At 63.2% G+C, this 13,050-nt stretch carries 15 protein-coding genes; 5 read left to right on the plus strand and 10 right to left on the minus strand.

Features of this window, described 5'->3' with window-relative positions; all coding sequences use genetic code 11:
* Nucleotides 1-75: 75 nt before the first annotated feature.
* The 5 genes from sucD to D0Z70_RS09250 all read right to left on the minus strand — a co-directional run bounded on the left by sucD (nt 76) and on the right by D0Z70_RS09250 (nt 4,690).
* Complete coding sequence (gene sucD / locus D0Z70_RS09230) at nt 76-960, minus strand: succinate--CoA ligase subunit alpha (RefSeq protein WP_119745596.1); 885 nt, start codon at nt 958-960, stop codon at nt 76-78.
* Between the two features lie 100 nt (nt 961-1,060).
* A complete protein-coding gene (gene mdh / locus D0Z70_RS09235) occupies nt 1,061-2,023 on the minus strand; it encodes a malate dehydrogenase (RefSeq protein ID WP_119745598.1) in 963 nt (320 codons plus the stop codon).
* Nucleotides 2,024-2,328: 305 nt separating this feature from the next.
* Nucleotides 2,329-3,441, minus strand: coding sequence for a cell division protein ZapE (gene zapE, locus D0Z70_RS09240; RefSeq protein WP_119745600.1), 1,113 nt, complete (start codon nt 3,439-3,441; stop codon nt 2,329-2,331).
* On the minus strand, nt 3,438-3,896 hold the full coding sequence (locus D0Z70_RS09245; RefSeq protein WP_239018866.1) for a PaaI family thioesterase: 459 nt from the start codon (nt 3,894-3,896) through the stop codon (nt 3,438-3,440). The genes zapE and D0Z70_RS09245 overlap by 4 nt, the downstream gene beginning before the upstream one ends.
* Before the next feature lie 5 nt (nt 3,897-3,901).
* The gene (locus D0Z70_RS09250; RefSeq protein WP_017182650.1) at nt 3,902-4,690 is read right to left on the minus strand and encodes a succinate dehydrogenase iron-sulfur subunit; all 789 of its coding nucleotides are present in this window, start codon (nt 4,688-4,690) and stop codon (nt 3,902-3,904) included.
* A gap of 159 nt (nt 4,691-4,849) precedes the next feature.
* On the opposite strand from D0Z70_RS09250, the gene D0Z70_RS09255 reads away from it, so the two are divergent.
* Genes D0Z70_RS09255 through D0Z70_RS09265 form a run of 3 tightly spaced genes read left to right on the plus strand, consistent with a single transcriptional unit; the run spans nt 4,850 to nt 7,445 of the window.
* The gene (locus D0Z70_RS09255) at nt 4,850-5,917 is read left to right on the plus strand and encodes a glycosyl transferase (protein WP_119745602.1); all 1,068 of its coding nucleotides are present in this window, start codon (nt 4,850-4,852) and stop codon (nt 5,915-5,917) included.
* The gene (locus D0Z70_RS09260; RefSeq protein WP_119745604.1) at nt 5,914-7,011 is read left to right on the plus strand and encodes a CDP-alcohol phosphatidyltransferase family protein; all 1,098 of its coding nucleotides are present in this window, start codon (nt 5,914-5,916) and stop codon (nt 7,009-7,011) included. Before D0Z70_RS09255 ends, D0Z70_RS09260 begins: the two co-directional genes overlap by 4 nt.
* The gene (locus tag D0Z70_RS09265; RefSeq protein ID WP_119745606.1) at nt 7,008-7,445 is read left to right on the plus strand and encodes an HIT family protein; all 438 of its coding nucleotides are present in this window, start codon (nt 7,008-7,010) and stop codon (nt 7,443-7,445) included. The genes D0Z70_RS09260 and D0Z70_RS09265 overlap by 4 nt, the downstream gene beginning before the upstream one ends.
* Nucleotides 7,446-7,473: 28 nt before the next feature.
* Here the strand turns inward: D0Z70_RS09265 and D0Z70_RS09270 are convergent, their stop codons facing one another.
* Nucleotides 7,474-8,244: a phosphocholine cytidylyltransferase family protein gene (locus D0Z70_RS09270; RefSeq protein ID WP_119745608.1), complete on the minus strand. Its 771-nt coding sequence runs from the start codon at nt 8,242-8,244 to the stop codon at nt 7,474-7,476.
* Between D0Z70_RS09270 and D0Z70_RS24610 the strand changes: the two genes are divergently transcribed.
* Together D0Z70_RS24610 and D0Z70_RS09275 are read left to right on the plus strand one after the other, a co-directional pair.
* Complete coding sequence (locus D0Z70_RS24610) at nt 8,222-8,437, plus strand: hypothetical protein (protein ID WP_182913906.1); 216 nt, start codon at nt 8,222-8,224, stop codon at nt 8,435-8,437. The genes D0Z70_RS09270 and D0Z70_RS24610 overlap by 23 nt on opposite strands.
* The gene (locus tag D0Z70_RS09275) at nt 8,434-9,747 is read left to right on the plus strand and encodes a lipopolysaccharide biosynthesis protein (protein WP_119745610.1); all 1,314 of its coding nucleotides are present in this window, start codon (nt 8,434-8,436) and stop codon (nt 9,745-9,747) included. Before D0Z70_RS24610 ends, D0Z70_RS09275 begins: the two co-directional genes overlap by 4 nt.
* Before the next feature lie 270 nt (nt 9,748-10,017).
* On the opposite strand, the gene rpsI is transcribed toward D0Z70_RS09275, so the two are convergent.
* The 4 genes from rpsI to D0Z70_RS09295 form a co-directional block, all read right to left on the minus strand.
* Nucleotides 10,018-10,584 (minus strand): 30S ribosomal protein S9, encoded by a 567-nt coding sequence (gene rpsI / locus D0Z70_RS09280; RefSeq protein WP_119745613.1) that lies wholly within the window; start codon nt 10,582-10,584, stop codon nt 10,018-10,020.
* The gene (rplM, locus tag D0Z70_RS09285; RefSeq protein ID WP_119745615.1) at nt 10,584-11,063 is read right to left on the minus strand and encodes a 50S ribosomal protein L13; all 480 of its coding nucleotides are present in this window, start codon (nt 11,061-11,063) and stop codon (nt 10,584-10,586) included. The genes rpsI and rplM overlap by 1 nt, the downstream gene beginning before the upstream one ends.
* 135 nt (nt 11,064-11,198) lie before the next feature.
* Complete coding sequence (locus D0Z70_RS09290) at nt 11,199-11,996, minus strand: hypothetical protein (RefSeq protein ID WP_182913907.1); 798 nt, start codon at nt 11,994-11,996, stop codon at nt 11,199-11,201.
* Nucleotides 11,993-13,015: a COX15/CtaA family protein gene (locus tag D0Z70_RS09295; RefSeq protein WP_119745729.1), complete on the minus strand. Its 1,023-nt coding sequence runs from the start codon at nt 13,013-13,015 to the stop codon at nt 11,993-11,995. The genes D0Z70_RS09290 and D0Z70_RS09295 overlap by 4 nt, the downstream gene beginning before the upstream one ends.
* Between the last annotated feature and the right edge of the window lie 35 nt (nt 13,016-13,050).

Below are 13,050 nucleotides of genomic sequence, written 5' to 3' on the forward strand. Positions count from 1 at the left end.
CCCATCCGTGCCGCGTGCAGTCGCGGTCGGGCAAAGGACGGCCGGGGTGCAGCCCGGCCGCCTTACCAGGCTCGTTCAGCCCTTCAGCACTTCCAGCAGGGTCGTGCCCAGCTCGGACGGGCTGGCAGCAACCTTGATGCCCGCAGCTTCCATCGCGGCGATCTTGCTTTCCGCATCACCCTTGCCACCCGACACGATCGCGCCGGCATGGCCCATGCGACGGCCCGGAGGCGCCGTGCGACCGGCGATGAAGCCGGCCATCGGCTTCTTGCGGCCGCGCTTGGCCTCGTCGATCAGGAACTGTGCCGCCTGCTCTTCCGCGTCGCCGCCGATTTCGCCGATCATGATGATCGATTCGGTGGCGTCGTCGGCCAGGAACAGCTCCAGCACGTCGATGAAGTTGGTGCCATTGACCGGATCGCCGCCGATGCCGACCGCCGTGGTCTGGCCCAGGCCAGCATTCGACGTCTGGAACACCGCTTCATAGGTCAAAGTGCCCGAACGCGAAACGACGCCGACGCTGCCCGCCTTGAAGATGGAACCGGGCATGATGCCGATCTTGCATTCATTGGGGGTCAGCACACCGGGGCAGTTCGGACCGATCAGGCGCGACTTGCTGCCCGACAGCGCGCGCTTGACGCGGACCATGTCCAGCACCGGGATGCCTTCGGTGATGCAGATGATCAGCGGGATTTCCGCGTCGATCGCTTCCAGAATCGAATCGGCGGCAAATGGTGGCGGCACATAGACGACCGACGCATCCGCACCGGTCTTGGTCTTGGCTTCCAGAACCGTGTCGAACATGGGCAGGCCGATATGGGTCGAACCGCCCTTGCCCGGCGTGACGCCCGCAACCATCTGGGTGCCATAGGCGAGCGCCTGCTCGGTGTGGAACGTGCCGGTGGCACCGGTCATACCCTGGGTGATGACCTTGGTGTTCTTGTTCACCAATATGGACATATGTGTCCCTTTATATCCCGTGGAAGTGGCACTTGGGGTCTAAAGCGTCCCGTTCCAGGCTGCGCACTTACCTGGAACGAAACGGTGCAGCTCGTAAATCTCAGGCGAGCGAAGGATCGATCGCCTTGCAGGCGTCCAGCAGTTCCTTGACCGCGTCGACCGACACATTGAGGTTCGCCTTGGCTTCGTCGTTCAGCGCGATCTCGATGACCTGCTCGACGCCATCCTTGCCGATGATGACAGGCACGCCGACATAGAGATTGTCGATGCCATATTGGCCGGTCAGGTTCGCGGCGCAGGGCAGCAGGCGCTTCTTGTCGCCCAGATAGGATTCGGCCATCGCGATCGCGCTGGTGGCGGGCGCATAGAAGGCCGAACCGGTCTTGAGCAGCGCAACGATCTCGCCGCCGCCCGAACGGGTACGAGCGACGATGGCGTCGATACGCTCCTGGGTCGAACGACCCTGCTTGATGAGGTCGGGGACCGGGATGCCCGCGACGGTCGAATATTCGATGACGGGCACCATCGTGTCGCCATGGCCACCCAGAACGAAGCTGGTGACATCCTTGGCCGACACGTTGAATTCTTCGGCCAGAAAATGGTTGAAGCGCGAGCTGTCCAGCACACCGGCCATGCCGACGACCTTGTTGTGGGGCAGGCCCGAAAATTCACGCAGCGCCCACACCATCGCGTCGAGCGGGTTGGTGATGCAGATGACGAAGGCGTCGGGCGCGTTGGCGGCAATGCCCTCGCCCACGGCCTTCATGACCTTCAGGTTGATGCCCAGCAGGTCGTCGCGGCTCATGCCCGGCTTGCGGGCGACACCGGCGGTGACGATGATGACGTCCGCGCCCGCAATATCGGCATAATCATTGGAACCGGTGATCTTGGCGTCGAAGCCTTCGACCGACGCGCATTGCGACAGGTCCAGCGCCTTGCCCTGGGGCACACCTTCCACGACGTCGAACAGGACGATGTCGCCCAGACCCTTCAGAGCCGCGAGATGCGCGAGCGTGCCGCCAATATTACCAGCGCCAATGAGCGCGATCTTGTTACGGGCCATATGTCTGTCATCCTCCAAGACGTGAATTCTGGAATTGATGGCCCGCTTAAGCCGATAAGTCGGGGGTTTCAACTAACAAAGACCGTAGAAACAAATTATCTTTGCAATTCATTCGCAATTGCGATAAGCGGCCGCAACACCCTGTCGCTCCCGGCTCCTACCCTGGCCGCCGAGCTGTCCCTGCAGCGGTATCCTGCCGGATGCTTTCCCCATGGAAAGCATCCGGCCTGTTTTTCCCGGTTTTCAGCAAGAAGATTGCGCCATGATGACGGCGCCGCACGGTAGGATAGGCCTTGGAGCGCGGCTTATTTAGGACCGTGACCCAGCGCGAGATAGTCGTCCGACTGCATTTCCATCAGCCGCGATACGGTCCGCTCAAATTCGAACGCACCATCGCCCTCCGGGTAGAGCCGGGCCGGTTCAGCATCGGCGGATGCCAGCAATTTGACCTTATATTCGTAGAGCGAGTCGATCAGCGTCACGAAGCGCGCCGCCTCGTTGCGGTTTTCCGGTCCCAGCACCGGGATGCCGACGATGATGATCGTATGATATTTGCGCGCGATCGCCAGATAGTCGGGCGCGCCCCGCGCTTCGGCACAAAGGCGCTTGAAGGAAAAGACCGCCACGCCCTTCAGGCTCTTGGGGACATGCAACGTGCGGCCGCCCTGCACCGGGATATCCTCCGACGGCACATGGGCGCGATCGGACGGGGGGTAATCGGTCAGGCGGAAGAAAGCAGTGCTGAGCGCTTGTGTCGCCGCGTCGCCATTGGGGCAATGCCACAGCGTCGCGTCGCCCAGACGATCGCGGCGATAATCGGTCGGGCCATTCAGGGTCAGCACGTCCAGCCGATCCTTGATCAAATCGATGAAAGGCAGGAAAAGCTGGCGATTAAGGCCGTTCTTGTAGAGTTCGTCGGGTTCGCGGTTGGACGTGGTGACGATCGTCACCCGCTTTTCCAGCAGCCCGGTGAACAGCCGCGACATGATCGCCGCGTCCGCCATATTATTGACGACCATCTCGTCAAAACAGAGCAGCCGCGCTTCGTCGGCCAGCGAATCCACCACCGGCGGGATCGGATCGCCCTTCTCCGACTTGCGCGCTTCGGCGAGCCGGGCATGGACGTCGAGCATAAATTCATGGAAATGCGCGCGCTTCTTGCGCTGGATCTTCACCGTGTCGAAGAACAGGTCCATCAGCATCGACTTGCCGCGCCCGACCCCGCCCCACATATAGAGACCGCGCGGCGGCTCAGGTACCTTGCGCAACAATTTCCACAGCGTCGAACCACGCGCAGGTACCGCTTCCAGCTCCTGCTGCAAGGCATCGAGCCGCAGCGCCGCGGCGCGCTGATCAGGATCGGCGCGCAATTCGCCCGCGGCGATCAGCGCATCATATCGGGCAATCACCCCTGTCACTTGGGCGCAGGCACCTTGCGGAGCGTCGCTGTCGAGGCCGCGATCAGGCCACCGCCCTGCGCGATAGTCATGCGCAGGAACATCATCTTGCCGGTTTCCTTGAGCAGTTCGACATCGGCGATCATCGGCACGCCAACCTTGCCCAGACCCATATATTGCATCGACAGGTCGATCGTCAGCGCCTCCCTCTGGTCCTTGCGCCCCATTGCCCACAGCGCGACGAAATAGGCGTGGTCGGCAAAGCCTGCCGCAAAGCCACCGTGCAGATTGCCATAGCGGTTCATGTGCAGCGGCTGCACCTCCAGCGCGACCTGCGCCCGGCCCGGCGCATCGCTGCGCGCATAGCCGCTGCCGATGACGGACAGGAAATCGTCCACGTCAGGCTCGCCCCAACGCCGCCAGCCGCTCCAGTCCTCCGCCAGTGCGGCGGAGGCAATCGCCCCTGTTCCACTCACAGCAATCAGAGCTGCCGCTCGACCATCATCTTCTTGGTTTCGGCAATCGCCTTGGCCGGGGACAGACCCTTGGGGCAAACATTCGCGCAGTTCATGATGGTGTGGCAGCGATAGAGGCGGAAGGGATCTTCCAGCTCGTCGAGGCGATCGCCGGTATATTCGTCTCGGCTGTCCGCCAGCCAGCGATAGGCCTGCAACAGGATCGCCGGGCCAAGGAACTTGTCCGAGTTCCACCAATAGGACGGGCAGCTGGTCGAACAGCAGGCGCACAGAATGCACTCATAGAGGCCGTCCAGCTTCTCGCGGTCGGCGGGCGACTGGAGCCGCTCCTTGCCCGACGGCGGCGGCGACACGGTCTTAAGCCAGGGCTGGATCGAATTATACTGCGCGTAGAAATGGGTGAAGTCAGGGACCAGATCCTTGATCACGTCCATATGCGGCAGCGGGGTGATCCGCACATCCTTGCCCGAACATTCCTCGATCGCGGTGGTGCAGGCCAGACCATTCTTGCCGTTCATGTTCATCGAACAGCTACCGCAAATGCCTTCACGGCACGAGCGGCGGAAGGTCAGCGTCGGATCATATTCATTCTTGATCTTGATCAGCGCGTCCAGAACCATCGGGCCGCAATTGTCGAGATCAATCTCATAGGTGTCGTAACGCGGATTCTGCCCGGAGTCGGGATCATAGCGATAGACCTTGAAGCTGCGCACTTTCGTCGCACCTGCGGGCGCAGGGTGGGTTACCCCCTTACCGCTGATCTTGCTGTTCTTGGGCAACGCAAATTCGGCCATCGCTCGTCGAGCCTCTTTCAGAGTGTCGTTCGGTCGCGGCCCGCATAACAAAAAATAAGCAAAGGTCCAGCACCTACAAAAGGGAAAGACGCCACCGCCCTTGCATCTGCCCCGACATCGCCGCTAGGCGACTGGTCCTGTGGGAGCGTTTGTGACCTGATGGATATAGCCTTTCTCGCCATTGCCGAAGCGCAACAGCTCTACCACTGGCTGCCCGCCGCGCTGGAGCTGGCACGCCGCCCCGGCGTGGGGGTCAGCATCCTCTCTCCCTCCGACCAGATATTGGCGTTGGTCGCCAGCTATGACCCGGAAAAACGGCTGATCCCGGTGCGTTTGCGCCGTCCGCCCGGCCGCGCCGACTCGCTGTTCCGTCAGCCCTCGCGGCTCGCTACGCTGCTGCTCAACTATCCCACCATCGCCCGTTTCCCTGTGCTGGTGACGACCGAGATTTCCACCGCCTGGGCGCGCCGCGTCCCCGGTTTTTCAACCCGCCTCATCCTCATCAAACATGGCGCGGGCGACCGCGAAGGCGGCTATAAGAAACGCCATGCCGATTTCGACCTGACGCTTGTCGCAGGCGAAAAGGACCGCCGCCGCCTGATCGAGCGCGGCCTTTGCACCCCCGATACAGTCGCCGTCGGCGGCTATCCCAAATTCGAGCTGAAAGCGCCCCGCCAGCGATTCTTCGATAATGACCGCCCGGTGCTGCTCTATAATCCCCATTTCGACCCAAAGCTCTCGTCATGGGTCACTCATGGCCCGGCGGTGATGGCGGCACTGGAGGCGCTGACCGGCTGGAACGTCATCATCGCCCCCCACACCAAGCTGGCGCGCGCCGTCGCTCCCATTGTCAGCGCCGCGCCGCATATCCGCGTCGACATGGGCAGCCGCCACTCGATCGACATGAGCTATACGATGAGCGCCGACGTCTATCTCGGCGACGTGTCCAGCCAGGTCTATGAGTTCCTGATCCAGCCGCGCCCCTGCATCTTCCTCAATCTCGACCGGCGCGATGCCAGCAGCGAAGCCTTCGCCCACTGGAAACTCGGCCAGCTGATCGATAGCACCGACGCCCTGCCCGCCACCCTCGCCCGCGCCGCAGACTTGCAACCGGGCTTCGTTGCTGCTCAGGAAGCGGCCATGCGCGATTCCATCGACCTTTCCCCCATCCCCGCGTCCCAGCGGCAGGCCGACCTCATCCTGAACTTCGCGAAGGCGCATATATGAGCCAGACCCTTACAACCACCCTTGGTCCCGTCCGCCTGATTGGTGAGAATGTAACGCCGATCTGGGGCATGACCAATGCCGAACGCAGCCGCCGCATGGCGGAAAGTGCCGCGAAGAATGGCAGCACGCTGGCGGCGGGCCACGAACTGCTGTTCAACCTCACCTACGCCTTCGATCCGCTGCTGCTGCGCCTCGCGATCGAGACGCCGGGCACCCTGTTCGTCTGGGGCGATACGCCGATCGTGGGCCAGGTGCCGTTGGGCAGCGATCCGCTGACCGCACCCCATATCATCGACCTGTCGGACGGCCGCACCCTCTACAACCGCCAGCTGCGCAAGCTGGAACAGCCGATGGTGCGCGAATTGACCCCCACGACCCGGCGGGCGATCGAGCGGCAAAGCTATTTCGGCGCCTATAAGGGCGTGACCGATGTCCTGACCAAATATCTCTGGCCCGAACTGGCGCTGGTCCTGACCCGCATCGCCGCGCAGCTGCGCATGACCCCGAACATGGTGTCGGTGATCGGTGTCACCCTCTGCCTTCTCGCAACCTGGCTGTTCGCGCAGGGCATGTATTGGACCGGCTTCCTCTCCGGCTTCATCTTCATGGTGCTGGATACGGTGGACGGCAAACTCGCCCGCTGCACCATCACCTCGTCCAAATGGGGCAATGTGATCGACCATGGCGTCGATCTGGTCCACCCGCCCTTCTGGTGGTATTTCTGGGGGACGGGGCTGGTCTATTGGGGGCTGGCATTGTCGACCCAGACCTTCGCGCTGGTCATGGCGGCGGTGATCGCGGGCTATGTGCTGCAACGACTGATCGAGGGGATGTTCCTAAAGGATTTCGGCATGGACATCCATGTCTGGCAGCGCTTCGACAGCCAGTTCCGCCTGATCACCGCGCGGCGCAATCCCAATATGGTCATCCTGTTCGTGTCGCTGCTCTTCGCCCGCCCCGACATCGGCCTGATCGCGCTCGCCTGGTGGACGATGATCTCGCTGGTCGTCCACGCCGTGCGGCTGGCGCAGGCCTATGCCGTCAAGCGGTCGGGCCAGCCGATCGTCAGCTGGATGGAGCAGGCCCGGCCATGAACCCCACGATCGAGAAATTCGGCTGGCCCGCCACGCTGATCGCGGAGTTCACCCACTGGGTCGTGCTGCTCCGCCCGGCCCAGCCGACGCTGGGGTCGCTGATCCTGGCGGCGAAAAGCGACGCGACGGCGTTCGGTGATCTGCCCGCGCAAGCCCATGCCGAACTCAAGACCGTCACCGCGACGATCGAAGCCGCGCTGACCAGGGCAGTCGACTATGCGAAGATCAACTATCTGATGCTGATGATGGTCGACCCCCATGTCCATTTCCACGTCATCCCCCGCTATGAGGGGACACGCAGCGCGGCGGGTGTGAGTGTGGCGGATTCAGGCTGGCCGGGCCAACCGGACCTTGGTGCCGCGGTCAAGCTGGACAGTGAGCTGGACAATGTGAAAGCGTGGCTGAAGGGGTGTTTCGATAGCGAAATGATATAGCCGCGCGTTTGTTTAACCCTCGCTTCGCCTACTGCCCGTAGCGCCCTTCGGCGACCCACTTCGCCGTCAGCGCCGTCGCCGCCTCGACATCCTGATGGAAATCGACCTCCTGCCATTCCAGCCCCTCAATGGAGGCGGTGCCGACGCGGTTGCCCTTGGCGATGATGTCGATGGCGCGCAGATACCAGCGTTCGACGCCTTCGGGGGTGCGCATCATCTGGTCGATCTGGTTGCGGAAGATCGCCGGGCCTTCGCCGGTGAAAGCCAGCATCCCGATCGATTCGGCATTGGTGTCGGGCGGCAGCAGCCGCTTGCCGATATGGTGCAGGCGGCCGCTGTCATCGCGGTTCACCTTCATATCATCATCGTCATAGTCGCCGTCCGCCTTCACATCGACGGTCACGGTGATGGCGTCCCTGGCTCCCGCAATGAGTTTCGCGACGATCTCGTCCGACACGATGGTATCGCCGTTCAGGATGATGAAGTCCCGGTCCATCTCCTCCCGCACGATCCAGCAGGTGCCAAGGTTATCGGCCACCTGAAAGAAGGGATTGAACACGCAGCGGATGCGCGCGCCGGTCTCGCGATACAATTGCAGCGCATGATCCTCGACCCGTTCGGTGCGGAAACCCGTTACCACCACGATATCGGTCACGCCATTGGCGACCAGCGCGGCGATCTGCCAGCTGATCAGGGTGCGGCCGTTGAAGTCGATCATGCATTTGGGCACGTCGCGGGTCAGCGGCAACAGGCGCGATCCTTGCCCCGCGGACAGGATGATGGCTTTGGTGATGGTCATGGCGCGGGTCTTTAGAGGGGAAATTGGCCGAAAAAAAGGCGGCTTCAAACTGACGTTCGCAACGCCTAGAGCGGATCGACTTCAACTTTATCCGTTCATTTCGAGCGAAGTCGAGAAACCGCGCGCAACGTTTCTCGACTTCGCTCGAAACGAACGGGAATTACAATGCGGCGAGGGCTGGAAAGCAGAATGATGGCGAAACCCAAGCCCGGCGCAGCACAGGACGGCTTTTCCCGCATCTTGGCCAATACCGGCTGGCTGCTGGGGGGCAAGGGCGTGGGCGCGGTGTTGAGCCTTGCCTATCTCGCCATCGTTACCCGGACGCTGGGCGTTGCCGATTTCGGGCGGTTCGCGCTGGTGCTGAGCGCCGCGACGGTCATCAAGACCATCACCAGTTTCGACAGCTGGCAGATCGTCGTGCGTTATGGCCAGACCCATCTGGCCACCGGCAACGCCGACGCGCTGAACCGGGTTTTGCGCTTCTGTATCCTCATTGATCTTGCCTCCGCCGTGGTGGGCGGGGCGATTGCCGCCTTCATCATCCTGGCCTTTGGCGGGCTGCTCGAACTGCCGCCGGGCATGGGGTGGCAGGCCTGGATCTTCTGCATGGTGATGATGATCACCATCCGGTCCAGCCCCACCGGCATATTGCGCCTGTTCGACCGGTTCGATTCCGCCGCGCTCGCCGAAACCATGATTCCCGTGGGCCGGATGATCGGCGCGGTCGCGGCGCTATGGCTGATGCCGACGATCACCGGCTTCCTGATCGCCTGGGGCGCGGCCGAACTGCTCTGCGCCATCGCCTATTGGTGGCTGGCACTGCGCGAAGGGCGCGGGCGGATCGGCCAGTGGCGCGCGGGCCGGGCGATGTACGCACGGGCGGAAAATCCCGGCATCATCGGCTTCCTGACCGCCACCAACCTCCAGACCAGCCTGTCGTCCATGGGGCAGCAGGTCGCGGTGCTGGTGGTGGGCCTGTTCGTGGGGCCAGTCGGCGCGGGCCTCTATCGCCTCGCCAACCAGCTCGCCAATTCGCTGACCAAGATTTCGGGGCTATTGTCGCGCAGCATCTTCGTCGAACTGTCGCGCAGCGGCAGTCAGGGCGGCGAAGCGCTGGGCGCGCTGTTCCGCCGCACCAACCGGCTGGCGCTGGTCGCGGGCGCGGTCATCATCGCGCTGATCCTGATCATCGGCCATCCGCTGCTGGGGCTGATCGCCGGGCGCGACTTCCTGCCCGCCTATCCGCTGCTGCTGCTGCTGGGCATTGCCGCCTGCATCGACCTGATCGGGGTCAGCTATCGCCCGCTGCTGATGGCGACCGACCGGGCGGGCCTGTCACTGCGCATCACCTTCATCTCGACCGCGCTGCTGCTGGGGATGCAGGCCGCGCTGCTGCCGCTCTACGGCACGATCGGTGCAGCCAGCGCCAATATCGTCGCGGCCATTGCCGGCTTCGTGATGATGGGCCTGGCCAGCCGCAACGCGGTGCGCGCGGAGGGTTAGAGGAGATGGCAAGATTTTAGGGTACACCACACCCGTTCGTCCTGAGTAGCCATTGAGCAAAGTCGGAGTCGCAGACGACCGTAGGTCAAATGGCGTATCGAAGGATCAAACGCTGTGCATGATGCTTCGATACGAGCCTTCGACAGGCTCAGTCTCTACTCAGCACGAACGGATATGGACACAGTCATCATGTTGTAAACTCAGCGCGCCCAACGAAAAAGGGGCCGGAAAACCGGCCCCTTCTCGATAGTCTGACAGTGCCTGAAACGCTTAGCGCTTCGAGAACTGGAAGCTCTTGCGGGCCTTCGCCTTGCCGTACTTCTTACGTTCGACAACGCGGCTGTCGCGGGTCAGGAAGCCTTCGGCCTTGACCGCGCTGCGCAGCGCCGGTTCATACTTGGTCAGCGCCTGGGCGATGCCATGCTTAACCGCACCGGCCTGACCCGACAGACCGCCGCCCTTGACGGTGCAGATCACGTCATACTGGCCATTGCGATCGGTCACGCCGAACGGCTGGTTGATCACCAGACGCAGGGTGGGACGGGCGAAGTAGATTTCCTGGTCGCGGCCATTGACCGTGATCTTGCCGGTGCCGGGCTTCACCCAGACGCGGGCAACGGCATCCTTGCGGCGGCCGGTCGCATAAGCGCGGCCAAGATTGTCGATCTCCTGCTGGCGCAGCGGCATGGTCGAAACCGGCGGCGCGATCGGCGCATCGGCAACGATGTCGGCTTCAGCAACAGGCGCTTGCGCAGCGGCAGGCGCGGCAACCGGAGCCGCAGCGGCTTCGGCAGCGATCTGTGCGAGATCGGACAGGGACTGGCGGTTATCGGACATTATGCACCCACCTTGTTCTTGCGGTTGCGCGACGCGAAGTCGAGCACTTGCGGGTTCTGGGCTTCATGCGGATGCTCGGCGCCGCCGAACACGCGCAGGTTGCGCATCTGCTGGCGACCCAGCGGGCCACGCGGGATCATGCGTTCGATCGCCTTTTCCAGCACGCGCTCAGGGAAACGGCCTTCCAAAATCTTGGCAGGGGTGGTTTCCTTGATGCCGCCGGCATAACCGGTGTGCTTGTAATAGACTTTGTCGGTCAGCTTCTTGCCGGTGAACTTCACCTTGCCCGCGTTGATGATGATGACATTGTCACCACAATCGACATGGGGCGTGAAGCTGGTCTTGTGCTTGCCGCGCAGGATATTCGCCACGGTCGAAGCGAGACGGCCAACAACAAGGCCTTCCGCGTCGATCAGGACCCATTTTTTTTCGACCGTCGCCGGCGAGGCCGACTTGGTGGTCTTCATCAGCGCCTTCATGGTGCCAATTCTCCAGAATGAAAAAGGAAACCGGACGCCGTTGCCGACGCCCGGAAGTGGGGCGCTAATGACCGGTGGCAGGTCACAAGTCAAGAGATTCGGCGGCTTTGCTGACGGGTAAAATAATACCCGTCACTATTGGGCCGGGGTCAACTCGCGCTTTTCCGACACCGCGCGCGTCCCCAGCATGAGATTGCGCTGCTGTTTTTCGATCAGGCCGGTGCGCCGCGACAGGTGGTAGGTGATGCCGACATTGATCCCGTTGCCCGCCAGTTGCTCGTCCAGATCGAGCGCCTTGTCCGACTGCGCCGTCACCCGCAGCACGCCCTCGACCGGGACCGGACGGCCCAGCGGCGCGCCCGCCACGGTCCGCACACCCCGCCCCGCGCCATCCTCCACCTTGCCGCCTGCGAACAGAAAGAGCGGCCGCAATTCGCCAGCCAGCAGCGCCAGCCGACCGTCGGGCGACAGGCCCGACAGCAAGGCTTGGACCGACAGCAGCGCCCGGTGGCGCGGCGTGTCCGGCGCGAACGCCGCCAGCATCTTGGCGAGGCCAGCCTGCACCGCGCTCCAGACCGCATCCATATTGTCGAGCGCGACGATCTGCCCCGCGGCATCGACATGAAAATGATGCTCCACCCCGATCAGCGGCGTCAGCGCGGCGGCATAGGGTTCAGCGCCAGATGCAGGCGCATCGCTGTCGATGGCTTGCAGTGTGGCGTGGAGAATATAGCCCTCCCCTGCCTTCTCGAACCGCAGGTCGCGGGTTGCGCTGAACCGGCTGACCTTGCCTTCGACGGGGCGGTGCTGCTCGATCTGATAGGTGAGACGCTGATCGACCGGCGGCGCAAAGGGGATGGCGATGGTTTCGGCCTGCGCGATCCCCGGCACCAGCAGCGCCAGGCAGAGCGCCGCCGCGCGTATCGTCCTCATAAGCGACGCACGCCGATGGCATGGGCACCCCAGGCCGCCGACGCCACCACCAGCGCGCCAACCGCCTGATGCAGCACGGCGAGCGGCAGGGCGATGCCGCTGACGACGGTGGCGATACCCAGAACGATCTGCGTCCCCACCGTCGCATTGATCGCGATCGAAGGGGCGCGCTGCCCGGCCCGCCTGGCCTGTCGCGCCAGCAGGATCAGCGCCAGCGCAGCGCCCCAGGCCCACCAGCGATGCAGGAAATGGACGAGATAGGGGTCGCTCGACACGGTGACCCAGAGCGAACCCAGCCAGCTAATCCCTTCCGGCACCAGATGATCGTTCATCAGCGGCCAGGTGTTCGACACATAGCCCGCATCCAGCCCGGCGGTGAAGGCACCCAGCATCAACTGCACGAACAGCGCCACCAATGCGATCAGCGCCAGCGGCCGCAATCGTGCGGGGCGCGCGCGACTGTTGCGGGACAGCGCCAGCAGATCGAGCGCGGTCCAGGCCAGCCCGCCGATGATGAAAAGCGCCGTCAGCAAATGCACCGCCAGCCGGTAATGGCTGACATCGGTGCGCAGCGACAGGCCGGACTTGACCATCCACCAGCCGATCGCGCCCTGCAATCCGCCGAGCGCCAGCAGCGCGACCAGACGGGGGCCATAGCCTGCCGGGATCGCGCGTTTCCATGCAAACCACAGCAGCGGCAGGGCGAAGGCGACGCCGATCAGCCGTCCAAGCAGCCGATGCAGCCATTCCCAGAAGAAGATGAACTGGAAATCGGCAAGGCTCATGCCCCGGTTGATCTGCTGATATTCGGGGATTTGCTGATAGAGGCGAAAGGCCTCCATCCACTGGTCGTGGGTCAGCGGCGGAATGGCGCCGGTGATCGGCTTCCACTGGGTGATCGACAGGCCCGATTCGGTCAGGCGGGTGATGCCGCCAACCACGACCATGACGAACACCAAAGCGGCGACAAACAGCAACCAGCGGGCGATCGCCACCGGGCGGGGAAAGGGATTGGCCATGACCGGTCCATGCCCCCAAGCCTGCATCGTTTCAA

The organism is Sphingobium terrigena (assembly GCF_003591655.1).
In the GTDB taxonomy this organism is placed as follows: Bacteria; Pseudomonadota; Alphaproteobacteria; order Sphingomonadales; family Sphingomonadaceae; genus Sphingobium; species Sphingobium terrigena.